Source organism: Streptomyces tatrensis, assembly GCF_049310065.1.
Taxonomy (GTDB): domain Bacteria; phylum Actinomycetota; class Actinomycetes; order Streptomycetales; family Streptomycetaceae; genus Streptomyces.
The window spans coordinates 5,335,995-5,361,510 of the sequence record NZ_JBMDLB010000011.1; the positions used below are offsets into that span (position 1 = coordinate 5,335,995).

Sequence of the window (25,516 nt, forward strand, 5' to 3'; positions counted from 1 at the left end):
GGCCGGCGGGACGGACCGGCATCGGCTGGGTGATCTCTCGTGGCGCTCACGGGAGCCCGGTGCTCATCGATCACGGACTACGGCCGTAGCCGGATGCTCTTTCGCGTCTGCTGAGCAGGAAGTTTCCCGGGGATGGCCTCTTGCGCTCGGAACTGAGCCTGTTCGGGGGAGTGTGGGGGAGTGCCGGACTTCGGCAAGGGGATGGTGCGCCGTGGGGCCGGGGTGGGGGTGGCGGGCGCGATGGGGCGTGGGGCCAGCGGGATGGACCGTCGTGACTGTGCCGGTGCGGAGGGCGGGAGCAGGCGCGCCGAAGGGGCGGGAGGCATTGCGGGAGGAGTGGCGGGGGAGGTGGGGGCGGCGCGGCGCGCTGCCTCCTCGTAGACCGTGTGTGCGGTGGAACTGACGGGGGTTAGCCGCCCGGTGTCGACTGCGTAGGTGAAGGCCGCGACACCTACCTGCTCGGCGTAGTCCAGGGCCGGTTGGCTGTAGCCGGAGTTGATGAAGAAATACAGCCGGCCTCGGCGCCCGGCCCTGGCGCCGTACAGTTCCCGCAACGGTTGGACGCTGATGGCTTTGCCGTAGAACTTGACCTGGGCGAAGGAGCCGTCGCCCAGTACGTCAAGGCCGCCGTCGGCGCCGCCGGAGGTGGATGCCGCTCCGCTGTGTCCCAACCAGCGGAGCCAGGCGAGGGCATTGGTCTCTGCGGCCTGCCAATCGGAAATCCCTCGTGGGGCAGGCGCGTGCGGCGGCAACTGGTGAGTCATGTGGTGACCGCCGGTGATCGTGGTGAACGGTGGGGTGGTGAGGCTGCGTCGGGCCGCTCCACCGGGGCGCCGATTCTAGAGGACGGACCCCTGCCCGCCGGATACGCGTGTAGGGGCGAAGTCTAATTCTCTTGCCGCAATGACCGAAAATGTGCATTTTTGCCGCCGTGTTGGCTGTCCAAAGGCTGAACTGTCCATCTGATTCACACTTCTGTCGACATAGCATGTGCCCGCTCCAGAGTTGTCCCGCTGACCTCCAGGAAGAGCCGAATCTGTGGCCAACGCCCAATTGCTGAACCAGGACGTGTTGTCCGCCCACTTGCGGTCCTGGGCTGAGGCGCCTGAGCTCAGTTCGCGCAAGGGTGAACTGGACGCCCTGGCTGATGCGTTGGCAGGAAAGGGGTCGCTCGACCCTTGGACGGAGCTGGATCTGGTTGCCGCATACGCCCGGCAGGAGAGCCTGACCGCCGGCGACGCGAAGCCTGGAACCCGATGGCTGGTGATCCTCGAAATTGTTCTGGGCGTCATGGTGTTCATCCCGTTGTTGATCACCTGGTTCGGGCTGGGGCGGGCCAGCGCCGCGTATGGCGAGCTGATCCGCGCGGATCCTGACCAGGCGGGTCGCCCATTCCTGCAGTTGTGGCAGGGCGGCTTCGAGGGCAGGCTCGCCGGATGGCTGACGTTCGGCCACGTCGCCACTGCCGCGACCGTGGCGATCGCCGGATTGCTCGTCATCTCCGTGGTGCACGCGGTCAAGCGGGCCAGGGCCGCAGGCCGGGTGGAGGCTGCCGAGCAGCGGGTGCAGAACGTTCTCACGGAGCTCCTTCCGCTGTTGACGCGTATTCAGTTGGTACTCAACTCCCACCGGCTGTCGTCCCCACAGCGGTTCGCCGCCGAACTTTCCCAAGCTGCTCGGCGCCTCGGGAAGCTGACCACTCGCACACTGGAAACGCAGGAAACTCTGCGGGAAGCAGCCGAGTCGGTCGTCGCCGCGACCGAGGCGGCGACCCAGAACATGACCAGCCTTGAGGGGCTCATGGGCCCGCTGATTGCGGCGGTGACGCGGGTTGAGGATGTGGTCCGGGAGAACGCGGAGCAGGTCGCCGCGACCGCGGTGACGGTCGCAGGGGCCGGAGCGGACACCCGCGAGGGTATGGAGAAGCTCGCGGAGGCGGTCGGTACGCAGCTGGAGCAGATCGGTGCGCGGATTGAGGGCGTGGTCCGGGAGAACGTGGAGCAGGTCGCCGCGACCGCGGTGACGGTCGCAGGGGTCGGAGCGGATACCCGCGAGAGCGTGGCGAAGCTTGCGGGCTCGGTCGCTACGAAGTTGGAGCTGGCCGGCGAGCGGATCGAAGACGCCGTGTCCGACCTCGCGGCGGCCCAACGGGGTTTCACCACGGGCACGGAACTCGTTGCCGATATCACCGGGCAGGCGCTGAATGCGCTCCGCGAATCGGTCGGCCGCCTCGATGGCATCGCCACGGATGTCAGAAGAGGAGCCGACCTGGCGCAGGCCAGCGCCATGGAATTCGCCGCCGGAGTCACGGCCTTCGAGGTTCGGAGTACTTCTCAACTGACGAGCGACGTGGTTCCGCCGACGGACACGGTCGCGGACCAGGCGCCGCATCAGACTCCGGGAGTCCACCTGCAGAAGGAACCCGTCCGATGAAGCGGCCCGAAGCGGGCAGTGGACTCCTCAGCCCTGCCGCGATCGCGGGCTGGCTTTTCGCCGACATGCTGTTGGTCTTCGCTCTCGTCGCGCTGGGAAACCAGCCTGACCTCGCGAAATCGCGACCTGCCGCACAATCCGCCGTGCCAAGTCCCACCGTGTCCGTGAAACCAGCCGGGCCCCGCGCCGTGGAGAAGAAGGGCGTGGAGGTGAGCGTGAGCGGAGACCCCGATGACCAGGAGGCCCTCATCACGCAGATCCGCGCCGTCACCAGTACGCACGAGGGGCGGGAGGCGGCCATGGTGCTGACCTTCGGCGGGGGCGGTAACGCTGCGGCCGGGCAGGTGTACGCCCATTCCGTGAACCGGCTGCTGGCGGCGGCCAGACCGGAGATGTTCACGCAGACCACAACCCGGGACTTCCACAACCTGAGCGGTCCGAGTGGCAGTGCCGAGTTGGAGATCTACTTCTACACCCGCGCCTCGTGACGAGAACCCGATACTGGAGGAAATAATGCAGCTCCTTCCCTTTTACATGGTCTGTGACGAGTCGACCTCCATGGGCGGTGACCCCATCGACGCGATCAACAACGCCTTGCCCGGGCTGTACGAGGAGATCAGTTCCAACCCGACAGTGTCGGACAAGACCCGGTTCTGCCTGATCGGGTTCTCCAGCGAGGCCAGGGTTCTCCAGCCCTTGGCCGACATCAGTGACCTCACGGAGCTGCCGGCTCTTGAGGTCAGCGGGATGACCAACTTCGGGGAGGCGTTCCGTACGCTGCGGGTGACGATCGAGCAGGATGTCGCGCAGCTGAAGGCGCAGGGCCACCAGGTCTACCGGCCGGTGGTCTTCTTCCTCTCGGACGGCGTACCGACCGACATGTGGATGCACGAATACGAGGCGTTGGCAGGGGCCAGTGCCAAGATTCGCCCCACCATCGTTGCCTTCGGTATCGGGGACTGCGACCGGGCCACGATCACCCAGGTGGCCAATTTCAAGGCATTCATCCAGCAGGACGCCTCGGTCTCTCCGGCCACGGCGTTGAAGGAATTCGCCACGGCGTTGACCAGGTCCATCGTACGGTCGGCGAACAGTATGGTGCCTGGCGGACAGGGTGCCGGTATCCAGGTCGCGGACTCGGTGCCTGGATTCACCTCGATCCCACTTGAGACCGTCTGAGAGTCAGGTAGATGAGCGAGCGCACGGCAGACATCGTGGACGGCGTCGAAAGCCACATCGAGGAAGCACTGGCCCTGGCGAATTCTGGGGAGGCGGAGGTCGAGGCGGCGTCCATCGAGGAGGCCGCGCCGAAGGAGACGGTGCCGGTCGCCGCGGAAGAGCCACCGGCCGGCTTTCGAGATCTTCCGTTCATCGGATCACGTCCCCCTGGCTACAGCCCCGATCCGCTCCGGCTTCCCCTCACCGAGAAGACACGTACTGACGTGGTCATCCCGGACATCGCTCTGGACGGCGCGCACTACGGCTCGCTGGTCGTTCGCGGAGTTTCGGTCAAGGGGGACTCGCATCGGTACCAGGGCGAGCAACGCCAGGACGCGATGTCGCTGTCCCGGATCGGCGAGGGCCGGGATGAGCTGCTGTTCCTCGCCGTGGCGGACGGGGTGGGTTCCGCGGCCAAATCGCATCTGGGATCACACCGGGCCTGCCGGCTGGCTTCTCTGGAGGTCGAGAAATCCCAGGCTGTCCTCTGGGCGGCTCTGCGCGCCGAGGACAGGGAGGCGCTCGACCGTGAGCTGGGGCGGGTGGTAGCGCAGGTGAGTAGAGATCTCGTCAGGTACGCCGACCCGGGTTCACCCAAGGCCTATGCCACGACGCTCCGTTGTCTGCTGGTCCCCACTTCGCCCGAGCACCGAGAGCGGGTCTTCTTCGCGGTCGGCGACGGAGGCTTCTTCCGGGCCCGCACCGAGTCTTGGCAGAACCTGGAAGGGCCGGTTGGGGGCCTTTCCCCTGACGGTGTGATCGACACCAGGACCGCAGCCCTTCCGAGCGAAGACCCGAAGGTCGAGGTTCAACTGCTGAAAACGGAACCGGGCGACGTACTGATGATTTGCACCGACGGCCTCTCCGGCCCCATGAACGACCCTCAGGTCCAGGGGTTCCTCGCACAGGAGTGGGCATTCGGACGGATCCCCGGCCTCACCGAGTTTCTCTGGCAGTCCCAGGTGCGGGCGAAGAGCTATGACGACGACCGTAGCGTCATCTGCCTCTGGGAGGTACGGCCGTGACGGCACGCGGCGGGGCGGCCTCGGGCGCTGACGTGGAACGGCGCAGCCTACGGTTGGGAGCCAAGCTGGCTACTGGTGGGCAGGGACACATCCATGAATTGCTCGACGAACCGGGACTGCTCTTCAAGGAGTTCTATAACGGCAGCCCTGACTCGCACGCCCTTTTCGCCCTGGTGGGAGAGCGGCTGAGGCTGTCTCCCGCAGACCGCGCGATGCTGGACTCTCAGGCCGCCTGGCCGCTGTGCCGGGTGACCGAGGGTGGCCGGGCGACCGGGTTCCTCATGAACAGAGTGCCTGACGCCTTCACCTGGCGGACCTCTGGGGGGAATGCTCGGCTCACCGAGGCGCAGTACCTTCTGCGCCCGCCGAAGCCGGCTTTTCAGTCCGTGCCTCAGCCGACCCCGGAGGAGCGCCTCGAACTCGTCCGGGCCTACGTCGCTCTCCTGGATCGCCTGCACGACTGGGGCCTGGTGTTCGGGGACATCTCCCATGCCAACCTGCTGTGGAGCATCGCACCCGTGCCCGCGGTCCACCTGATCGACTGTGACGGAGTCCGCAGGATGGGTGGCAATCCGGTGCTGCCTCAGGCGGACACTCCCGACTGGGACGACCCGTTGGTGTCGCAGAGCCGTCCGACGTTGGACAGCGACCGTTACAAGATGGCGCTGTTGGTCGTGCGTGTCCTGGCCCGCAACGCCTATGCGCGCCCGGGCGAGGCGTGGTTCCCCGTACCGGGGGTGCTGAACGACCGGCAGCTGAGTGCCGTCACACGTCTCCTCACGCAGGCGGCAGGGGCGGCCGGCACGCGACCGGACATGCGGCAGTGGGCCGCGGCCTTGTCCGACCGGAAGGTCATCCCGCTGATGCGGCCCGTTCCCCGACAACCCCTCTCCGTGGACGACGCGATGCTGGACGACAGCCCCTCGGCCCGGAGGAGCATACGGCTTCGGCCTTAAGACCCCGGTCCGGTGCACCAACTGGATGTCGACGTGCTCAGCGGGTGACTGTCCCTTCGTGTGACGACTGCGTCGCGGGGAGGTGAACCTATGGGCGTGGTCCCCACAATCGAAGAGACCGCAACGCGGACGGTGAGGCCTTACTCCAGAGCGGTGTGCTTCCTTGTCATGTGGGATCGCCATGCCCAGCGGGCAAGCCCGCCGACGGCGAGGGAGACGACGACGCCGGCGCGGCGGCGTTTGGCTTCCCAGACGGGGTCTTCGGGGGTGGGCTGGGTGGTCATGTCCGGCTCACTTCGTGATGTGGTGGCACTGGCTGACCCGGCGCACGCCGTTGATGTTGAGGTGCGTGCACGCCTTGCCGTAACGGGGCAGGGTCTGGGGCGCGTTGTCGCGCATCGGGTGGATCTCGCACTCGGTGTGCGTCTTGCCGGGGGAAGTGCGGTAGATCTTGTTGTCGGTGTCCGCGTAATGATCCGGGCTGTGAAGAGCTTGCCCGTCGGTGTCCCTTCCGGCGGAGTGTGTCTGCCGAACGGAACGCCTGTCGTCGACTCGGGGTTCCGCCCCGAGAGACAGTCCACTACGAAGAGTGATCAGCAGATTGGCATGCTGACCACCCGTAACCGCCGCCCCCGGATGCTGATCTCTTGCGTGAGCGCTGCGTGAGCGGACGGGCTGGCATGGGGTGGATTGATCGGCATGCAAGGGCCGACCACACCTTGATGACCTGGGGAAACAGCATTCTGCGGCACGGTCTGGCACCAGTCTAGATGGACTCACTCGCCGTGACCTGGGGCTTTTGCTATTTCCAGGGTCGGTCGGCGCATGGGGCGGCGCTCCGGCGGATCCGGCTTCCGGCCCGGTACTCCGGTGAGGTTCGTCAGATGCGTGAAGCCGCCCGGTGGTTGCCCTTGGTAAGGAGGTGATCACCGATTGTCAGACCCTCGTGTCACCGTGTGAAGGATGGTGACGACAGGGGAGGCGCATCATGGCCGGTACGACAGCAAAGCACCTCACGCTCGAAGCGGCACGCCGGGAACTTGGCCTGCGGAGGGACGAGTTCACTCTGGGGATCGAACACGGCCTGATCCGTACATGCTGGAGCGGAGATGAGCTGTACGTCAGAGCGGGTGAGGTGGCCCGGTGGCGCGCGAGCCCCGGTGAACTCGCCGAGTTCACGCGCATGGTGCACGCCGTGGAGGCCGCTGAGCTCGCGGGGGTCAGCAGGCACCGTTTCGACCAGCTGGCGCGCGCCGGGGTCATCCGCCCGGTCCGGTCGTACACCAACCGCTATCACGCCGAGGTCTGGCAGTACTCGGCCGCCGACGCCCGCCAGTTGCCTGTGCTCCGTCCCGAGCTGCTCGGTACCCGGCTGCCCGGCCCTTTCCTGGCCGGACTGGCCTCTGGCGTCGACCGCCGGGCTGAGAGCTACCGCTCTCGTCTGCGTGCCCAGTCGTTGATCAAGATGCGTGACCCTTGGACGAGAGCTGCCGCGTGGTCCCACTGGTCGCGTTCCGTACAGCCGTCCGACGAACGGACGAAGATCAGTCAGGCCGAGGCCGCCCATCTGGCGAGGCGCGCTGCGGAGGAGAGGCTGACGGACGTGCTGGGCTCGCACACGGACCCTGTCACCCTCGAGGAGCACGAAGAAGCTGCCCGCGAGTTCACGGCCGCGCTGCGCAGGGCCCGGCGTAGCCGCCCGGTGCCCGAGCTGGTCGCTCCCTCCGACGCGGCGGCACGGCTGGGGTGCGCCGTGGAGCAGATCCCGGACGAGTACCGCGACCGCGGCGTCCCCGCCGATCTACTCGAGCAGAGCGTGGCCGATGGCTCGACCACGGTTCCCACCCCCACGGGAGTCATGGCGGGGCGTGAACACCGGGCTGCGCAGCGCCGGAAGGAGGAGCGGGAGGCGGCCCGGAAGGCTGAACAGGCCGCGAAGCTGCTGCGCGAGCAGCGCGAGAGCGCAGCCGCCGCGCGTGCCCGCGCCCGTATCCCGGAGAGGACAGCCGACCCAAGAGTGACCCTCCACCTGGGCCCCACCAACTCCGGTAAAACACACGATGCCATCGCTCTGCTGGTCGCCCGCGCCGAGGCCGGAGGGACCGGCGTGTACGCAGCGCCGCTGCGCATGCTTGCCTTCGAGATCTACGAACGGCTGCGCACTCGGCTCGGTGCGGAGCGGGTTGGTCTGCGCACGGGTGAGGAGTACGTCAACCCGGACGCGCCGGTGCTGTGCTGCACGGCTGAAGCGGCGCCCACCGCCGGCGACTTCCTGGTCGTTGACGAGGCGCACTGGCTGGCTGACGAAGACCGCGGCCACGCCTGGACCCGCCTGCTGCTGAGCGGATCCCACACAGACGTGCACGTCTGTGCCGCACCGGAAGCCGAAGACCTGCTGCGCAAGCTTTTCGCCCCCGGCACGGACATCACGGTGGTTCGCCACACCCGGCACGGCACGCTGAGCCGGACGGAGGAGTTCCGTGCTGCGACCCTTCCGCAGGCAAGCGCGGTGGTGGCCTTCTCCCGCAGAGCCGTTCTCGCTCTGCACCGCGAACTGCTCGAGGCGGGCCGCTCGGCGACGGTCCTCTACGGCACGATGCCGCCCGCGGCCCGCCGCGAGCAGATCCGGCGCCTGTCCGAGGGCGAGGTCGAAGTGATCGTCACCACGGATGTGATCGGGCACGGAGTCAACCTTCCGCTGCGTGCTGTGGCATTCGCGGAAACGGGCAAGTACGACGGCAGATCCCGCCGGGAGTTGCTGATCTGGGAGGCCGGCCAGATCGCGGGCCGGGCCGGGCGGCGGGGCCATGACGCGGGGGAAGGGCTCGTGGGCGGCTATCGCAGCCGACTGCCCGGCCTCACCGCCAGGGCCCGGCTCCTGGACCAGGCCGTTCAGGCAGCCAATGGAGCGCGGCCCGGTAGCTTGCGCGTCACGACGGCTCAGCTGCGCCCCACCTGGACCGACCTCGGACAACCGGAGGAGCCCGGAGAGATCCCGCACGCTCTGGCCGGCTGGACCGCTGCCGCTCGTACGGCCGCGCAGGAGCGCTCATGGCTGCGGCCGATGCCCGTGAACGAGATTCACACCAAGCTACTGGTGGCACGCCAGGCCGTCGGGGCTCCGCCGGACGTCAGCGGTCGCTGGCCGCGCGACGGCCACACCGTCTGGATCCTGATCACCCTGCCCATCGACGCCGACCGCCCGGCCTACCCGGCCGTTTGCCGGGCGGTCCTGAATGGTGCCGCCCTGCACCATCTGATCCGTCCACGCACAAGCATCGAGCGGATGTCCTTGTCCCACGCCGAGGAGTACGCCGCGACCATGCGGGACCTGCGTACGGCCGTCCTGGCCTTCGGCCGCGAATGTGGCGGGCTGAGTGCCGAGGAAGTGGCGGTTGGCGAGCAGGCGGCCGCCGAACGGATCAACCAACTGGTCGCCACTTCCCGGCCACTGGCCACGCACGGCAGCTGTGCCTCCTGTGGCGAACCCTGCGCCCCCTGGTACACACACTGCGATGCCTGCCACTCCGCCCGGTTCTCCTGCTATGACGGTGTCCGGCTCGACTGGTGAGAGCGGGACTGCTCCGGCTGTGCCCGCCCACACTGCCGCGAGCGCCATCGAGGGGCTGCTGTGCGGCCTTACCTGGAGGAGGCGCGCCTTCTCGTCATGTGGGACTGGCAGGCCCAGCGGGCCAGGGCGCCGACGGTGAGGGAGGTGATGAGGGCGCCCCAGTCGATGACCTCGGGACGTGACGCCGGCGTTCTGGTACGTGATCTCGGATCGCTGTCCTCTCTGGCGTCCAGAGTGCCGGCCGAGCTGAGACAGTACGCTGAACTCAGCGGGATCGGGCCCGCGCGCATGGTGTCCGGGAGGTGCGTCATGACTGCCGAGACGGCAGCCCCTGCGTGGATGCACGAGCAGATCACGGCGGAGCAGTACGACTCCTGGTCCGAGGAGCAATGTGCGGGGATCGAGATCGTGGACGGGATGGTTGTGGTGAGTCCCAGTGCGTCCAAGCGGCACAATCGACTCGCTCGGATCTTGGCGAATGCCTTGGAGGCGGCTGCAGGGCCGGACTGGAATGCTGATACAGACTTCGACGTCCGGCTTCAGGACGTCCCGCTCACCAATCGTCGTCCGGATGTCGTTGTGTATCGCGCAGACACGATCGACATCACGCCCACCCGTCCTGAGCACGTGCTGCTCGTCGTAGAGGTTGTCTCACCGGGATCGGAGACAACCGATCGGATCGTGAAAACGGACCAGTACGCCAAGTCCGGCATCGCTTTCTACTGGCGGGTCGAGCAGGCCGCGACCGGTGTCCCTTTGGTGTACACCTATGTTCTCGACCCCGCGACCAGGGCCTACCGAGACGGGGACGTGTTCACCGATGTCGTCAAGGTCTCGGCTCCTTTCCCGGTGGAGTTCGACCTCGGCCGGATCTGACCTCCTGCTGGGTGCCACCGCGCTTGAGCGCGTTGTCGTCAGCCGGGGGCAGCCCCACTTGCGTGAGCGATGCGTGAGCGGACTGGTTGGCATGAGATGGATGGGGTGGCACGCGGGGCCGTGGACGCAACGTGCCGACCTAGGGATATGGGATTCAGCAGCACGGCTCGGCACGGTTCGGGATGATCTTGTGGGGCCTCGTAATGCGTAGGTCTCGGGTTCGAATCCCGAAGGCGGCTCGGATTAGCCCCAGGACTCACTCGCCGTGACCTGGGGCTTTTTCATGCCCGCGAACGCCGGACCGGCGATGCTTCGGGGGCGTGGCGAGCGATCAGCTCCGCGAGTGGGAGGCGTGTTTCCTCGACAGGTGGGACTGCCATGCCCAGCGGGCCAGGCCGCCCACGGCGAGCGAGGTGACGATCGCGCCCCAGTCGATGACGTGGGGGAGGCCCGGGAAGAAGGCGAAGAACGCGAAGGACAGGGCCGTGGCGATCAGGAAGGCGGCCAGGCCGGCGCGGCGGCGCTTGGCTTCCCCTGCGGGGTCGTCGGGCGAGGGCTGGAGGGTCATGTGCGGCTCGCTTCGTGGTGTGGGGGTACTGGCTGTCCGGCGCACACCGTTGACGCTGATGGGAGCGCACGCCCTTCCGTAACGAGGCTGTGCCTGGGTGAGTTGTCGCGCATCGCGCAGCCCGTGTGCGCAGGCATCCGGTACGCGATCTTCCGTTGACGGGTGTCGGGCCGATCGCTCCGGTGTGTGGTGCCGGGTGCCTCTGCGAGGGCTTCTGTGGGCGTGAACGCAATGTACGTAAACTCGCCGGGCGGCGGGGGTCGGATCGTTCGGGCAGGTGATGTGGTGGGCCCTGTCGCTGCCTAGGCTCGCTCGTGTGGCGCAACTGACCATGCGCCGCGACTTTTGCTTGAGCGCGACAAAACGGGGCATTGTGTACAAGAGTTCGTTGATTGTCATTTCTGACTCCCTTCCACTGAGGCGCAGCATCCGGGAGGCCGTCGACCAGGTCGACGATCTCGAGGTCGTGGGGGAGCGGGCCGGCTACCGGGCGTTGGAGAGGTCCGCGGGTGACCGGATCGATCTGGTGCTGATCGACACCGCCGACATCCCCTCCGCAGAGCTGCGCACGGTGGTGGAGCACCTCCGGGCGGTGCCCGCCTCGCCCAAGGTCGCACTGCTGGCGACGGGGGCCGCAGCCGACGTGGATCTGGCGCTGCGGTCCGGTGCCCAGGGCGTGCTGACGAGGGACATGGAGCCCATCGACCTCGTCCGGGCGCTCCAACTGGTCGCCTCGGGCTGCTGGGCCGTCTCCGCCGCGATGGCCCGGCTCGTGCCGGGTGGTGGCCCGCGACCCCGCGACCCGGCGACCCGGCGACCCGGCGGCCCGCGACGCCGCGGCGACGATCCGCGAGCTGTCCGTCCGGACCCTGAACGAATTGCGCCAGATGGTGGGCGTACTGCGTGCCGCGGGCGGGAACTGCGAACAGCTCGGCCGGCAGCCCCGCCTCTCCGACATCCCCCGGCTGATCGAGGACAGCGGGCTCACCGTCGAGTGGGACGTAGCCGACGGGTTCACGGGCCGGTTCCCGGAGTCCGTGGAGCGGGCCGCGTTCCGGACGGTGCAGGAGATGCTCACCAACGTACGCAAGCACGCACCCGGCGCCCCGGTCCGGATAGCCGTCCGCCAGGAGGCCGACGGGCTGCGCGTGGAGATCCGCAGCGGTCCGCCCGACCCCACGGTCCAGCGCCCGCACCTCCCCCACGGCGGCCACGGCCTGGTCGGCCTGCGCGAGCGGGCCCAACTCCTCGGCGGCGCCTTCGAGGCCCGCCCGACGGAGGACGGCGGATTCCTGGTCAGCGCCTGCCTCCCGACGGCCGCCAGGCCGTGAACGGCCGACGCCCCGGCCCGCGAGAGCGGCGCTGACCCGGCGGCGTTCCGCCTGTCCGCATGCCCCGCGCCGCGAGGCCTTCCCCCGGGCGTGTGCCCGTACGGGCGGGCTGGAGCCGCGGGTTTCCGGGCGGGTCGCCCCGCTTGCCGTGGCCGTGGAGTTTGTCCGGATCCGAGCGCTTGGCCCGGCTGGGGCGGGGCATGGATCACAGCCGTGTGCCGCCTCCGGAGCCGGGCTTGGACGACGACGGACTGCCGGGCGGCCGGGCGGGCGGGGAGAAAGGCGTGTGGCGGACGTGCGTAGGGAAGTAGTGGACCCGGTCGGTGAGTTCGTTGCCGTGTCCGCCGTGTTGACCGGGTTCGGTGCTGCCGAGCTGGAGGCCCTGGGGCTGGCGGAGGACTACGCGGCCGTCGTGGCGGGGCAGATCGAGGCCCCGGTTCTCGGCCGGCTCGCCGAAGCGCTGGAGCAGGCCGGCGGTTCGGACGCTGTGCGGGACGAGGGGCTGCTGGAGGCGGCCAGGGCGGTCACGCACCTTTGGTACACCGGCTGTTGGCCGGGAATCGGAGGCGCGGAACCGTTCGTGGTGTCGTCGCGGGCGTACGCCGGGGGTCTGGTGTGGCAGACGTTCGGCGGGGACGCGCCCGGTACCGCCCGGCCGGGTTTCGGGTCCTGGGCCGAGCCGCCCGCCGTGCCTTCCCGCAACGCGGAGGAGGCCCGGTGAGGGCGGACGGGACACCGGACGGGCGTCAGGGCGGGCGGCAGGACGGGCCGCCTGACGGGCCGCGCTACGACGTGATCGTGGTGGGCGCGGGCATCGCCGGGTCGCTGGTGGCGAAAGCGCTGGGTGAGCAGGGCCGGCGGGTCCTGGTGCTGGAGGCCGGAATGCGTGCGGCCGATCCGGAGCAGGGCCACCGCGCGGCACTGGAGACGTACCGCTCGGCGGTGGCCAAGGTGCCCGGCTCCCCCTACCGGGCCCAGCCGGCCGCGCCCTGGCCCGAGGTCACCGACGTCACGGGCCGGGCCGGCGGCGGCTACCGGGCCGGCGGACATCTGGTCCAGCGCGGTGAACTGCCGTACGGCAGCGGGTACGTACGGGTCAACGGCGGCACGGGGAACGTCTGGACCGGGCTGACGCCGCGGATGCACCCCGAGGACTTCCGGACCGAGGACTTCGGCTACGGCCGCAGCTGGCCGCTCGGATACGACCGACTGGAGCCCTACTACCGGGCCGCGGAACGGGAGATCGGGGTGGCCGCCGACGTCGAGGAGCAGCGGGCCCACGTCGGTCTGCCGTTTCCGGACGGCTACGTCTTCCCCATGCGCTCCCTGCCCGCCGGCCACCTGGACCGGGTCATGGCCGAGCGGCTCGACGGGCGGTGGGTCAAGGACCCGGCCGCCCGCGTACCGGTCGAGTTGCGGGTGACCGGCACGCCGCACGGCCGCAACGGCGAGCCGAATCCCTCGTACGACGCCGGGGCGGGGTACGTGCCCGCCGGCGCGGGGGGCCGGCCGGAGGCGGGCAGCCGCTGCGCGGGCAGCGCCAGCTGCATCCCCATCTGCCCGTCGCACGCCAAGTACACGCCGCTGAAGACCCAGGGCCAGTGGGGGCCGACCGTACGGCTGGTCGACCGTGCCGTGGTCAGCCGGGTCCTCGTCGACGGCAACGGCCGTGCCACCGGCGTCGAATACCTCGCGTACGCCGCCGAGGGGGAAGGGGCGGGTGCGGTGACGGCCCGGGTCGCGGCGGACGTCGTCGTACTGGCCGCGCACGCCATCGAGAACGCCCGGCTGCTGCTGCTCTCGGACCTGGCCAACCGCAGCGACCAGGTCGGCCGCAACCTGATGGACCATCCGGTCCTGCTCACCTGGGGGCTGATGCCCGAACCGGTCGGGCCCTATCGCGGTCCCGGCTCCACCTCGGGTCTCGAGGGCTTCCGGTTCGGCCCGGCCCGCCGCTCCCGTGCCCCGTTCCGCGTCGAGATCGGGAACTGGGGCTGGGTGTGGGCGAAGGGGCCGGTCGACGCGGACGTGGCCGAGCTGCTGCGGACCGGCGGCGAGGACGGGCGCGGGCTGTTCGGAGCGGAACTGCGCAGGGCCCTGGGGGACCGGGTCGGGCGGCAGTTCTCGCTGCAGTTCGAGATGGAGCAGAGCGCCGACCCGGCCAACCGGATCACCCTCGACCCCGAGCGGCGCGATGCGCTGGGGCTGCCCCGCCCCGTGGTGACGTACGGCCTCTCGGAGCACGTCAAGAACGGGATGGCGGCGGCCAGGGCGGTCTCCGACCAGATCTTCGCGCTGCTCGGCGCCGAGGACCACACCGACCACGCCCCCGGACCGGGGTGGCCGGGCCACTTCGTCCACGACGGGCGGCCGTACGCCTACCGGGGCGCCGGGCACGCCGCGGGCACCCACGTCATGGGCGGGTCGCCGGCCTCCTCCGTGGTCGACGAGTGGCAGCGCTGCTGGGACCACCCGGGCCTGTACGCCGTCGGCTGCGGCAGCATGCCGTCGGTCGCCACCTCCAACCCCACCCTGACGATGGCGGCCCTCGCCCTGCGCAGTGCCGAACGGATCGAACGGGACCTCGCGGCCCGCGACCGGCCCGTCACCCTCACGGGCCGCGCACCCGATCCGCGTACCGCCCCGGCCGGTCCGCCGGCATCCGTCACTCCGCCGGCACCCGCAACCCCCCTCATCCCCGCAACCCCCCTCACCCCCGGAGCTGCCTCATGACCCCCGATCCGCTGCCCCTGCCGCCCGTCGCGGCCCCCTTCCAGCTCCCCTTCCACTACGGGGCCCTGCACCACATCGGGCTGGACTTCCTGGTCGAGCCGGAGCCGGTGCGCGAGCTGCTGGCCAAGCACCACCCGGCCCTGACCGCGGCGGAGTTCGAGGGACGCGCCCTCGTATCCCTGAACTACCAGCTGTACTTCGCCCAGTACGCCTTCGGCGGAGGCGTCACGCAGGAGATCGAGTGCAACATCGTCGCCTTCCCCACGGCGGCGGGCGGCCGGCTGCCCCGCCTGACGTACGAGGAGTACGCCCACGGCTACGACCAGACCAAACTGCTCGGCATCGCGCGCATCCACGTGCTGTGCGACAACCCCTTCGCCATCGACGCGGGGCGCAAGCTGTACGCGGAACCCAAGTACCCCGGCTGGTTCGAGACGACGATGCCCTCGCTCAACGGGCCGGGCGGGGACGCCTGGTCCGTGCGGTGCAAGAAGGCTTCCCCCGGCCCGGACGCGTCGAGCATCACCCGCCACGAGGCCGACCTGCTCTCCTTCACCGCCGACCTGACGGGGCTGGACCACACCCCGGCGAACAACACCCCGATCACCGGCTACGGCACCGACGAAGCGGGCCGGGCCCTGGCCGGGCCGATGAACGTCTACCAGCCCTACCGCCAGTACACCCTCGGCCCGTCCACCAGCTCCCGGGTACGGCTCACCGTCCACGACACCGCCGTGGAGGCCGGCCAGGACCTCACCCGGCTGATCGGCGACACCCCGGCGGCCGGGGCGTGGACCTACCAGTCACCGCCGGTCGCCGCTCACAACCGGCCGTATTACCTCGGGCCGGCGCAGGCGTGACCACCGGGCTCAGCGAGCCCATCGAGCCCATCGAGCCCGTACCGGCCCTTCCGGTCGCCCGGCCCCCGGCCCGGGGCTACGTTGGACGGGTGAGCACGACACGGTTGCGCAAGGCGGCTGTGGGAGCGGCCGCAGTGGGGCTCCTGATGGTGCCCGTGGGGGCCGGTGTCGGGTACGCGGTGGACGCACCGACACCACCGGCGGCGAGCAGTCCGGCCGTCTCCGACGATTTTCCGCAGCTCACCCCCGCCGTGGCACGGCAGTTGGACGACGCCATCCGGAAGGTGATGGACGAGGCCAAGGTGCCCGGGGTGCAAGTGGCCCTGTCGGCGCCGGGCAAGGGAGAGTACCTACGGGCCTTCGGCGTGGCGGACAAGGCCACCGGGGCGCCCATGACCGACGGCCTCAACATGCGGATCGGCAGCGAGACCAAGACCTTCACCGTGACCGCGATGCTGAAGCTGGTCGACGACGGCAAGATCGGGCTGGACGACCCCATCGGCAAGTACATCGACGGCGTCCCCAACGGCGACCGCATCACGCTGCGCGAGCTGGCCGGCATGCGCAGTGGACTGTTCAACTACTCGGCCGACGAGGACTTCTTCAAGGCGCTGACCAGCGATCCCAGGCGGCCCTTCACCCCGCAGGAACTGCTCGACTACTCCTTCAAGCACCCGGTCCTCTTCGAGCCGAACGCGGAGTTCTACTACTGCAACACCAACCTGATCCTCATCGGGCTCGTCGTGGAGAAGATCAGCGGGCAGACGCTCGCCGACTACATCACCGAGGAGGTCATCCAGCCCGCCGGGCTGAAGAACACCCTCTTCCCGACCGGCGCCGAGTTCCCGACCCCGCACTCCCAGGGCTACACGGACCAGACGGCCTCGGGGAAGACCGAGGACGCGGCCGACTGGGACCCCTCCTGGGGCTGGGCCGCCGGAGCGATGATCTCCGACCTCCCGGACCTGCGGAGATGGGCCAAGGTGCTGGCCACGGGCGAGCTGCTCACCCCCGCCACCCAGGCCGAGCGCCTCGATGTCGTACAGGCCCTGCCGGGCACCGGCTACGGACTGGGGATCTTCAACGTCCAGGGGTGGATCGGGCACAACGGCTCCATCCCGGGCTACCAGACCCTCGCCGTCTACGACGCGCAGTCGAAGGCCACCCTGGTGGTGCTGCTCAACACCGACATATCCGCCGAGGGCGAGGAGCCGAGCACGCTGTTCGGCGAGGCCATCACCAAGATCGTGACCCCGCAGCACGTCTACACCCTGCCGGCCCAGCCCGTCACCGGGGACGAGGACCACTGACCATCCGGTCGGCCGCCGCCTCGGCCAGGGCCGGCAGCGCCGAATGGTCGGCGCCGTACGGGAGTTGCAGCATCAGCACGTGCTCGCCGCGGCGCAGGACCAGGCGGCGGCCCCGCAGGTACGCCTCGTCGGCCGCTCCCGCGCCGACCGGGGTCGCCCGGCGCCTGTGCGTGGCGAGCAGCCGACGGCCCAGGGCGTTCGAAGCCGTCTGCATGAGCAGGAACCCCTCGCCGTCCGGGGTGTCGTAGGTCCGGATTCCGAGCTGGGGGGAGTGCTCGGACTCGCGCAGCTCCGTCCGGAGGATCCGGGCGGCCTCGGCGAGCGGGAGGAACTCCTTCGGGTCGCCCCGCGCGAACAGTGCGGCCACCCCGGCCCACGGGGCCCCGGGCCCCGCTCCGGCCGCCCCCTCGTCCGAGGACTCGTAGCCGTACCCGTCATCGCCCTCGTCGTCATCACCGTCCTGCGCGTACCCCGCCGGGAACAGCTCGCCCTGCGGTGACGGCGTCACCAGCACGACCTCGTAGACGTGCCCGAGCACCGGGCCCCGCAGCACCCGTACGACCGCCCCCTCGCGCAGCGCCCCGTACAGCTCGGGCCGTACGGGCCAGGCCGTGACCGCGGTCCGTCCGCCCGGGTCGAGCGCCAGGTGGCGGACCTCCTTCCCGGTGCGCAGCCGCACCACCTCGCCTTCGCTCCAGGCCCGCCGGGACAGGTCCAGCAGGGAGGCGGCGAGGAGGAAGAGGTACCCGAGCAGCGCGGGACCGGCGATCAGCACCGGAGGCAGCTGCGCCCACACCGCCTGCGGCGGCACCGCCCACTGCCCGGAGGCCTGGAGTCCCCAGGTGGAGCCGACGAAGCAGAGGAGGCCGCCGTACACGTACGCCGCGAGCGGGATCACGGGCCGCCGGCCGGTCCACAGCCAGCGGGCGCCCATGAGCACGCCGATGAGCAGGACCAGCTCCGCGACCAGCAGCGGGACGCTCGGGACCGGGAGCCGGAGCTCGGTCGGCGGGTGCGTGTGCCACCAGGCCACCAGCAGCAGCACGATCGAGGCCGACCCGGCCCGCCGCAGGGCGAGCCGCACGCTGTCCCGCGGCGGGCGCAGGGCGCGGGCCGGTGCGGGGGCGTAGCGCAGCCGGACCTCGTGCCAGGTGCCGCCGTACGTGGACCAGGCGCGGCGCTCGTCGCGCGGGCCGAGCGGGAGCACGGCGAGCGCGGAGCGGGCCACGCCGGTGGCGGCGCCGTAGGCGAGGTAGCGGTCCCAGAGGGCCACCGCTGCCGGGGGCAGCCCGGGGAAGGACTCGTCGCGGGCCAGCCACTCCCGTACGCCGAGCCAGTGGGCGCAGGCCTCGACACCGGCGGGCGTCTCGCGCTCCCCGGTGAGGCGGGCGACCAGCACGGAGCCGAGGAACCACACGACCAGGGCGACGGCCAGGGACATGAACCAGCCCCCGACCCCGGCCAGGGACAGGAACAGGACGGCCGCCAGGGCCGCCGGAGGCACCGCCGCCAGCGTCAGCCAGGCCTTCAGCCGCGCCGGGTAGCGCTCCCGGGCCAGTCCGCGGTCCCGGGCGTCGGCGGCCACGGCCCGGCCGAAGGCCCGCCACCAGCGCCGGTCCTCGTCCCCGGTGCCCCGGGCCAGGGCGCCGGCGGGCAGCACCCCGGCGGAGGCCAGGGCGGTGACCCGGGCCAGCACCAGGGCCTCGTAGGGCAGCAGGTCCTCGGCGGGCTCCTTGCGCGCCGGCCGGATGCGGACGAGGGTGTCGCGCGGATCGGGGCCGGTCTGCTCCAGGGCGAGGAACCCGCGCGCGGCCAGGTCCAGGAGCGTGGCGCGCGGGGCGCCGCGGCCGGGCTCCCAGCCGCCGGTCAGGAACTCCACCAGCGCGGGCGGCTCCGGCCGCAGCTCCATCGTCGGCCCGTCGGCGGCCACGCTTGCGGGCCGGGTGGCGACCACCGCCCAGCCGACGGCGGACAGCCACAGCAGGGCGCTCGCCAGGGTGGCCACCCCGACGAACCAGGTCCAGGTCCAGGTCACCTAGAACCGGACCTGGACCGGGCCGGTTTCGCCCTCTCCCGCACCGAAGAACGCGCGGACGCGGAAGCCGAGCGGCCCGGAGACCAGCAGGGCCGGGAAGGCGGAGACGGCGGTGTTGTAGGCCAGTACGGCGTCGTTGTAGTACTGCCGGGCGTACGCGGCGCGGTCCTCGGTGGTCGCCAGCTCCTGCTGCAGGGAGTCGAAGTTGCCGGTGGCGCGCAGCGCCGGATAGGCCTCGGCGAGGGCGAACAGCCCGGTCAGGCCGGTGCGCAGGACGGCCTCGGCCCGTTCCTTGTCGGCGGGGCCGCTCGCGGCGACGGCCGCTTCGCGGGCCCGGACGACGGCCTCGAAGGTGCCGCGCTCGTGGGCGGCGTAGGCCTTCACGGTCTCGACGAGGTTGGGGATCAGGTCGTAGCGCCGCTTGAGCTGGACGTCGACCTGGGCCCAGGCGTTGTCGACCTGGTTGCGGCGCCGGACGAGTCCGTTGTAGGTGGTGATCAGCCAGACCGGAACCAGCAGGACGATCACGACGCAGAAGATGACGAGCATGCCGAGCGGTGTCATGTGCGGCCCCCCGTTGCGGGACCGGTCCCCTGCCGGCCCGGCCGTAGCGTAGGGCGACGCAGGTGGATTGGGACCCCCCGCGCACAATGGAATCGGCGCGTGGGAGTGGACGAGGGAGAGCGATATGAACGGTCGGACGACGCAGGGCGAACTCCTGGCGACAGGAGAGGCGGGCAAGGTGGTCCTGCGGGAGGCGGGCGAGGCGGATCTGGACACCGCCGCCGAGCTCTTCCGCGGCTACCTGGAGTTCTACGAGGTGGAGGTCGAGGACCCGGAGCGGCCGCGCGCCTTCCTGGCGGAGCGGCTGGCGGGCGGGGACTCCTTCATCCTGCTCGCCGAGGTCCCCGGCGCGGGCACGGTCGGCTTCACGCAGGTCTACCCGATGTTCTCCTCGCTGGCCATGAAGCCCGCGTGGCTGCTGGGCGACCTGTACGTGGCCCCCGCCGGCCGCCGTACGGGCGCGGGCCGCGCGCTGCTGCGCGAGGTGCTGCGCAGGGCGCGGGAGGCCGGGGTCTCGGGCGTGCAGCTGGAGACGGCGTACGACAACCTCGTCGCGCAGGGGCTGTACGAGGCGGAGGGGTTCGTCCGGGAGGAGTTCCACATGTACTTCCACGACCTCTCCGAGAGCGGGTCCGCGACCGGGTCCGAGAGCGGGGCGGCGAGCGGGTCCGCATCAGTTTGAGATCGACTGAAACATTCCAGGCCCCCGTCGCGTCATTGGGGTGAGACGGACGCGAGGGGGAGCGGATGGGGTACGGACGCAGAGATGGGTTCCGTGAGTTCGCGACGGGCAGATCGGCGCATTTGTACCGGTCGGCCTGCCTGCTGACGAGCGGTGACACCCACCTCGCGGAGGACCTCGTCCAGGAGACCCTCGGGCGGATGTACCTGCTCTGGGGGCGCGTCGCCCGGATAGACAATCCGGCGGCGTACGCGCAAACCGTGCTGGTGCGCGCCTTCCTGACGTACCAGCGCCGCCGGTCGGCGGGGGAGCGCCCGGTCGGGGAGTTCCCCGACGCGGGCGCGCCGGCCGGCGGCGATCCCGCGCTGCGGCTCACGCTGCTGGAGGCGCTGGGGCGGCTGGCGCCGAAGGACCGGGCGGTCCTGGTGCTGCGGTACTGGGAGGACCGCAGCGTCGAGGAGACCGCCGACGCGATGAACGTGAGCTCGGCGGCGGTACGGACCCGCAGTTCGCGAGCGCTGACCCGGCTGCGGGAGCAACTGGGCGGCTCGCTCGCGGAGTTCGCGGGGCGCTGAGCACCCCGCCCTCCTGGGTGCACATCTCTTCCCTTCTTCCCTTCTCCTCATTCCATGACCCCTTTGGACGGAAGGTCTGATTCCGCATGCCCTTTGAAGATGAGCTCGGCGAAGCCCTCCGGCGTACGGGTGACGGCTTCACGGCCGAGGGCCGCGACCTCGTGGACGCCGGGGAGCGGCGCGGGCGGCGGATGGTGGCCCGTCGACGGGCCGCCATGGCCGGCGGCTCGGCGCTCGCCCTGGCACTGATCGGTACCGCCGGGGCCTACGCGAACGGGCTGCTCGGGCCGGGTGGCGGCGGGGGCGGCGGCGGGAACGTGGCGTCCTCGCAGGAACCGCCCGCGTTGGGGCCGCTGTTGCGGGGCAACGGTGGGGGCAAGAGCCGGGTCGGCACCGGGGCCGTCTCCGCCGAGCAGCTGACCGGGGTCCTCAAGCAGCTCCTGCCGCAGGGCACGCTCAGCGACGTCGAGGCGAGGGGAACGGGCCACGAGCTGGGCCCGATGGTGACCGGGGCCTTCGATGACGGCGAGGGCAAGGGCCGTATCGGCTTCGGCCTGGGCCGGATCGACCCGAAGGGCGAGATGGCCGACGACATGCTCAAGTGCCCCTCGAAGACCACGACGAAGTACGACAGTTGCACCTCGGAGACGCTCGCGGACGGTTCGCGGCTGCACCTCTACAAGGGCTACGTGTTCCCCGACCACCGGGCGAACGTCAAGTCCTGGCGCGCCATCGTGGTGACCCCCCAGGGGTTCATCGTGGACGCCCACGAGGAGAACGCGGCGACGGAGAAGGACTCGCCCGTCAGCCGTCCGACCCCGCCGCTCACGATCGCGCAGCTCAAGGCGCTCGTGACGTCCCCGCTGTGGCATCCGGCCCTGAACGACCTGCCGGCCGCCGGTCAGGCCGATCCGCGTCCGGCCGCCCGCCAGGGGGCGAAGGCGGTGGACATCCTGGAGGAGCTGCTGCGCACGGACGGGATCCCGGTCGTGAGCCGGGACGAGGAGGACGCGGATCTGGGCTACCTGGTGTTCGACGAGGGCAAGGGCAAGTCCCTGGTCAGCCTCCAGATCCAGCCGGACAACCCGGAGCACCCCGGGACATGGGCGGACCTGTTCACCGGCGCCGAGACGCTGCCGGACGGAACGAAGGTCCTGACCCGGAAGCGGGACGGGGACAAGGGCGTGCCCGGCATGCTCTGGTGGAGTGCCGAGGCGCTGCGGCCGAACGGGACCCGGCTGATCCTGTCCGCGTTCAACGCCGAGACCCAGGGGTCGGCGGCGACTCGCAAGGAGCCGGTGCTGACGGTGGCGCGGATGAAGGAGATCGTGTCGAGCCCGAAGTGGTCCTCGGAGTACGGGCAGTAGAAGGAACCAGCAGGCCGGCCGCTCCCCCTACGTCACTTCGCGTCCGCGTAGCACTCCACGACGGCCGTGGTGAAGGGGAAGCGGACGGGGGTCTCGCCGAAGGTGATGCGGCCGGCCAGGTCGCCCGCCTCGCGGATCGCCGCGGCCACGGCCTGCGCCTCCTCCTCGGGGCAGTGGACGATGACCTCGTCGTGCTGGAAGAAGACCAGCTCGGCCCGCATCCCCGCCTCCGCGAGGGACCGGCGCAGGGCGGCGAGCAGGAGCAGCGCCCAGTCCGCGGCGCTGCCCTGCACGACGAAGTTGCGGGTGAAGCGGCCGCGCGCCCGGGCGTCGGTGGAGGCGTAGCTCGGGACCCAGCCGTCGGGGGCCTCCTCGGCCTCCTCCGGATCGGCCGCGGGCGGGCAGGTCCGGCCCAGCCAGGTCCGTACGAGCCGCCCCTCCTCGCCCGCCTTCGCGGCGTCGTCCACGTAGGCCACGGCCCGGGGGAAGCGGCGGCGCAGCGCGGCCAGGTTCTTCAGGCCGTCCCCGGAGGTCTGCCCGTACACCGCGCCGAGGACGGCGATCTTCGCCATGTCGCGGTCGCCGGAGAAGCCCTGGCGGGAGATGGACGTGTACAGGTCCTCGGGGCGGCCGGCCACCTCCATGAAGGCGGGGTCGCGGGAGATCGCGGCGAGCACCCGGGGCTCCATCTGGTCGGCGTCGGCCACCACGAGCCGCCAGCCGGGGTCGGCGACGACCGCCCGGCGGATCACCTTGGGGATCTGCAGGGCCCCGCCGCCGTTGGTGACCCAGCGGCCGGTGTAGGTGCCGCCGGGGATGAACTCGGGGCGGAAGCGGCCGTCGTGGACCCAGTCCGCGAGCCAGGACCAGCCGTGGGCGGTGTAGATCCGGTACAGCTTCTTGAACGCGAGCAGGGGCTCCACGGCCGGGTGTTCCAGGTCCTGGATCTCCCAGCGGCGGGTGGACTTGAGCTTGATCCCGGCCTCCGCGAAGGCCTTGATGACATCGGCGGCCAGCTCGGGCCGTACGCGCCGCCCGAACGCGGCCGAGACCTCGTCGGCCAGCTCCGCGAGCCGGCGGGGCTGGCCGCGGCCGGCGTACCGCTCGCCGAGCAGCTCGGTGAGCAGGGCCCGGTGGACGTCGGCCCGCCAGGGCAGGCCCGCGCGGTTCATCTCGGCGGCCACGAGGAAGGCCGCCGACTCGGAGGCCACGAGCAGCCGCATCCGGTCGGGGTGGGCGGTGGCTTCGAGCCGTTTCGCCTGGTCGGCATGGACGGCGACGAGGGCGTCGAGCGGTACGGGGGCGGGCTGGGGGTCGAAGAGCGAGTGCTGGCTGCCGGGCTCCGCCGCGCGCTGCGGGGGATCGGGCGGTACGGGGGCGTTCGTCAGGCGGGCCCAGGCGGCGGCCGCCGAGCGGGGTTCGCCGAGGCGGCCCTCGTGGGCGAGCAGGAGCAGCTCGGCGTCCTCGATGTCGTGGCAGCGGTCTACGCGGGCGCCGGCGGCGAGGAGTCGGGGGTAGACGGCGGCGGTGGACCGCCAGACCCAGCGGGTGCCGGCGGGGGCGGCACGGATCGCCTCGGCGGGGTCGGTGACCGTGACACGGGCTCCGCCCGTCGGACCGTCCAGGGGGGCGGCATGCCAGCGGCCGTCGCCGTCCTCGGCCAGGGCCCACCGGGGGGTTTGCTCGGTCATGGGTGCGAGTGTCCCACCGGGGTCTGACAGTGCCGGTGCGTGCCGCGCGGGGGCGGGCGGGCCCTGCGGGCGGCTGTCCCCTACCCACCCTTCCCCCGTTCCCCGGGGCTCCGCCCCGGACCCCGGTCCTCAAACGCCGGACGGCTGGGTTGGCTGCGCCCACGCTGGACGGCCGGATCGGGCCGGGACGGAGCCGGGAGGCGGGCATGCCAAGCTGAACGGGTGAGAGACATCGTTGACCGGGCCTGCGAGGCCGCGCTGTACAACCAGGACGACGCGGGCCTGGACGCCGGGGCGTCGGTGCTCGTCGCCGAGGGGGACCGGTGGGGCGGGGTCGGGCAGGCGCTGCTCGCGCGCGGGGAGGAGTACGTGCGCCAGGCCTGGGAGCGCGGGTGGCGGCCGGCCGACGTGCTGCGGCTCGTACGCCGGGACCTGGAGCAGCCGCACCTGCGGATCACCGAGGACCTGATCGCCGCCGAGGCCCGGCGGTACGCGCGGCTGCCCGAGCGGTGGACGGAGGCCGAGGTGTGGTGGGGGGACGACACCGCGTACGGGGAGCGGCTGGTCCAGCGGGAGCGCACCGACCGCTTCAGCCTGGCCGGGTCCGTCCTGGAGGTGTTCCGGCTGCTGATCCGGCTGCCGTCCATCGAGCCGGTCGGACCGCTGCCGGGGGACCCCGCCGACGTACTCGAGCACGCGCACATCGAGCCCCGCATGCTCGGCCGGATCCGGGCGCTGCTCGCGAAGGCCGAGGCGACCACCTTCCCGGAGGAGGCGGAGGCGCTCAGCGCCAAGGCGCAGGAACTCATGGCCCGGCACACCGTGGACGCGGCGCTGCTCGCGGTGAAGTCCGGCGCGGCGCAGATACCCGGCGCCTGCCGGATCGGCGTCGAGGCGCCGTACGAGGAGGCGAAGGCGGTGCTGCTCGACGCGGTGGCGAGCGCGAACCGCTGCCGGTCCGTGTGGAACAGCGCCTACGAGTTCTCCACCGTCGTCGGCTTCGAGAGCGACCTGGAGGCGGTGGAGCTGCTGTACACCTCCCTGCTGGTCCAGGGGACCGCCGCGATGACCCGTGCGGAGGCCGGGCAGCGGGCGGGCGGGCGCAAGCGCACCAAGACCTTCCGGCAGTCCTTCCTGCTGGCCTACGCGAGCCGGCTCGGCCAGCGCCTCGCCGAGACGGCGGAGCACACGGTGGCCGACACCGTGGCCGAGGCCCCCGACAACCTGCCGGCCCTGGTCGCCCGGGACGTGGCCGTCACCTCGCGGGCCGAGGAGATGTTCCCCCGCACCACGACGACCCGGCTGCGCGGAGCGACCGACCTCGCGGGCTGGGAGGACGGCACGGCCGCCGCCAACCGCGCCCACATGGCGAACGCCGGCCGCCGCTCCCTCCACCAGTAACCCACCCCGGCCCCCTGCGGGCCCGCCGCCCTTGGCCGCGGGCCCCGGCTGCCCTGCGGGGCTGTCCCCTACCCGCCCTTCCACCGTTCCCCGGGCTGCGCCCGGACCCCCTGGGGCTCCGCCCCAGACCCCGCGCCTCAAACGCCGGCGAGGCTGGATGTATCCGGCGGGGCTGGATGTATCCAGCCCGTCCGGCGTTTGAGGACCGGGTCCGGGCAGAGCCCGGGGAACGGGCGAAGGGCGGGTAGGGGAACTTCGCCCCGCGCAGCGGCAACGGTTGCTGCGGGGCCCGGACCCGCGCAGCGGGGCGTGCACGGGGA

The 25,516-nt window shown here is 71.2% G+C and carries 22 protein-coding genes; 16 read left to right on the top strand and 6 right to left on the bottom strand.

The window, feature by feature from the left end:
- Positions 1-77: 77 nt before the first annotated feature.
- Positions 78-764, bottom strand: a complete 687-nt coding sequence (locus tag ACODT5_RS40285) for a restriction endonuclease (RefSeq protein WP_422523947.1) — start codon at positions 762-764, stop codon at positions 78-80.
- Positions 765-1,038: 274 nt separating this feature from the next.
- Here ACODT5_RS40285 and ACODT5_RS40290 point away from each other — a divergent pair, with 274 nt between their 5' ends.
- From ACODT5_RS40290 to ACODT5_RS40310, 5 genes are read left to right on the top strand one after another with little or no spacing between them, the layout of a single operon-like run.
- Entirely contained in the window at positions 1,039-2,433 is a 1,395-nt protein-coding gene (locus tag ACODT5_RS40290) for a hypothetical protein (protein WP_422523948.1), read from the top strand.
- The gene (locus tag ACODT5_RS40295; protein WP_422523949.1) at positions 2,430-2,921 is read left to right on the top strand and encodes a hypothetical protein; all 492 of its coding nucleotides are present in this window, start codon (positions 2,430-2,432) and stop codon (positions 2,919-2,921) included. The genes ACODT5_RS40290 and ACODT5_RS40295 overlap by 4 nt, the downstream gene beginning before the upstream one ends.
- Before the next feature lie 25 nt (positions 2,922-2,946).
- A complete protein-coding gene (locus ACODT5_RS40300; RefSeq protein WP_422523950.1) occupies positions 2,947-3,612 on the top strand; it encodes a vWA domain-containing protein in 666 nt (221 codons plus the stop codon).
- A gap of 11 nt (positions 3,613-3,623) precedes the next feature.
- The gene (locus ACODT5_RS40305) at positions 3,624-4,676 is read left to right on the top strand and encodes a protein phosphatase 2C domain-containing protein (RefSeq protein ID WP_422523951.1); all 1,053 of its coding nucleotides are present in this window, start codon (positions 3,624-3,626) and stop codon (positions 4,674-4,676) included.
- Positions 4,673-5,632, top strand: coding sequence for a hypothetical protein (locus tag ACODT5_RS40310; RefSeq protein WP_422523952.1), 960 nt, complete (start codon positions 4,673-4,675; stop codon positions 5,630-5,632). Before ACODT5_RS40305 ends, ACODT5_RS40310 begins: the two co-directional genes overlap by 4 nt.
- Before the next feature lie 140 nt (positions 5,633-5,772).
- Here ACODT5_RS40310 and ACODT5_RS40315 read toward each other — a convergent pair whose 3' ends face one another.
- A complete protein-coding gene (locus ACODT5_RS40315) occupies positions 5,773-5,916 on the bottom strand; it encodes a hypothetical protein (RefSeq protein WP_422523953.1) in 144 nt (47 codons plus the stop codon).
- 704 nt (positions 5,917-6,620) lie between these two features.
- Between ACODT5_RS40315 and ACODT5_RS40320 the strand changes: the two genes are divergently transcribed.
- On the top strand, positions 6,621-9,203 hold the full coding sequence (locus tag ACODT5_RS40320; RefSeq protein ID WP_422523954.1) for a DUF6397 family protein: 2,583 nt from the start codon (positions 6,621-6,623) through the stop codon (positions 9,201-9,203).
- Between the two features lie 309 nt (positions 9,204-9,512).
- On the top strand, positions 9,513-10,079 hold the full coding sequence (locus ACODT5_RS40325) for a Uma2 family endonuclease (RefSeq protein WP_422525175.1): 567 nt from the start codon (positions 9,513-9,515) through the stop codon (positions 10,077-10,079).
- A 331-nt stretch (positions 10,080-10,410) separates the two neighbouring features.
- On the opposite strand, the gene ACODT5_RS40330 is transcribed toward ACODT5_RS40325, so the two are convergent.
- Positions 10,411-10,647, bottom strand: a complete 237-nt coding sequence (locus ACODT5_RS40330) for a hypothetical protein (protein ID WP_422523955.1) — start codon at positions 10,645-10,647, stop codon at positions 10,411-10,413.
- 782 nt (positions 10,648-11,429) lie between these two features.
- Here ACODT5_RS40330 and ACODT5_RS40335 point away from each other — a divergent pair.
- The 5 genes from ACODT5_RS40335 (at position 11,430) to ACODT5_RS40355 (ending at position 16,881) form a co-directional block, all read left to right on the top strand.
- Positions 11,430-11,978, top strand: coding sequence for a sensor histidine kinase (locus ACODT5_RS40335; protein WP_422523956.1), 549 nt, complete (start codon positions 11,430-11,432; stop codon positions 11,976-11,978).
- Between the two features lie 295 nt (positions 11,979-12,273).
- Positions 12,274-12,699, top strand: a complete 426-nt coding sequence (locus ACODT5_RS40340) for a hypothetical protein (protein ID WP_422523957.1) — start codon at positions 12,274-12,276, stop codon at positions 12,697-12,699.
- Positions 12,696-14,711, top strand: coding sequence for a GMC oxidoreductase (locus ACODT5_RS40345; protein ID WP_422523958.1), 2,016 nt, complete (start codon positions 12,696-12,698; stop codon positions 14,709-14,711). Before ACODT5_RS40340 ends, ACODT5_RS40345 begins: the two co-directional genes overlap by 4 nt.
- Positions 14,708-15,571, top strand: a complete 864-nt coding sequence (locus ACODT5_RS40350; RefSeq protein WP_422523959.1) for a hypothetical protein — start codon at positions 14,708-14,710, stop codon at positions 15,569-15,571. Before ACODT5_RS40345 ends, ACODT5_RS40350 begins: the two co-directional genes overlap by 4 nt.
- Positions 15,572-15,717: 146 nt before the next feature.
- Positions 15,718-16,881, top strand: a complete 1,164-nt coding sequence (locus tag ACODT5_RS40355; protein ID WP_422525176.1) for a serine hydrolase domain-containing protein — start codon at positions 15,718-15,720, stop codon at positions 16,879-16,881.
- On the opposite strand, the gene ACODT5_RS40360 is transcribed toward ACODT5_RS40355, so the two are convergent.
- Positions 16,859-18,916, bottom strand: a complete 2,058-nt coding sequence (locus tag ACODT5_RS40360) for a DUF2207 family protein (protein ID WP_422523960.1) — start codon at positions 18,914-18,916, stop codon at positions 16,859-16,861. The genes ACODT5_RS40355 and ACODT5_RS40360 overlap by 23 nt on opposite strands.
- A complete protein-coding gene (locus tag ACODT5_RS40365; RefSeq protein WP_422523961.1) occupies positions 18,917-19,480 on the bottom strand; it encodes a LemA family protein in 564 nt (187 codons plus the stop codon). It lies immediately after the preceding gene.
- Positions 19,481-19,604: 124 nt separating this feature from the next.
- Here ACODT5_RS40365 and ACODT5_RS40370 point away from each other — a divergent pair, with 124 nt between their 5' ends.
- The 3 genes from ACODT5_RS40370 (at position 19,605) to ACODT5_RS40380 (ending at position 22,104) form a co-directional block, all read left to right on the top strand.
- Positions 19,605-20,162, top strand: coding sequence for a GNAT family N-acetyltransferase (locus tag ACODT5_RS40370; protein WP_422523962.1), 558 nt, complete (start codon positions 19,605-19,607; stop codon positions 20,160-20,162).
- Between the two features lie 65 nt (positions 20,163-20,227).
- Positions 20,228-20,737 (top strand): SigE family RNA polymerase sigma factor, encoded by a 510-nt coding sequence (locus ACODT5_RS40375; protein WP_422523963.1) that lies wholly within the window; start codon positions 20,228-20,230, stop codon positions 20,735-20,737.
- Between the two features lie 86 nt (positions 20,738-20,823).
- Positions 20,824-22,104: a hypothetical protein gene (locus tag ACODT5_RS40380; protein ID WP_422523964.1), complete on the top strand. Its 1,281-nt coding sequence runs from the start codon at positions 20,824-20,826 to the stop codon at positions 22,102-22,104.
- A gap of 32 nt (positions 22,105-22,136) precedes the next feature.
- On the opposite strand, the gene ACODT5_RS40385 is transcribed toward ACODT5_RS40380, so the two are convergent.
- Positions 22,137-23,795, bottom strand: coding sequence for a bifunctional 3'-5' exonuclease/DNA polymerase (locus ACODT5_RS40385; protein ID WP_422523965.1), 1,659 nt, complete (start codon positions 23,793-23,795; stop codon positions 22,137-22,139).
- Between the two features lie 222 nt (positions 23,796-24,017).
- On the opposite strand from ACODT5_RS40385, the gene ACODT5_RS40390 reads away from it, so the two are divergent.
- Positions 24,018-25,196, top strand: coding sequence for a DUF2786 domain-containing protein (locus ACODT5_RS40390; protein WP_422523966.1), 1,179 nt, complete (start codon positions 24,018-24,020; stop codon positions 25,194-25,196).
- Positions 25,197-25,516: the final 320 nt, after the last annotated feature.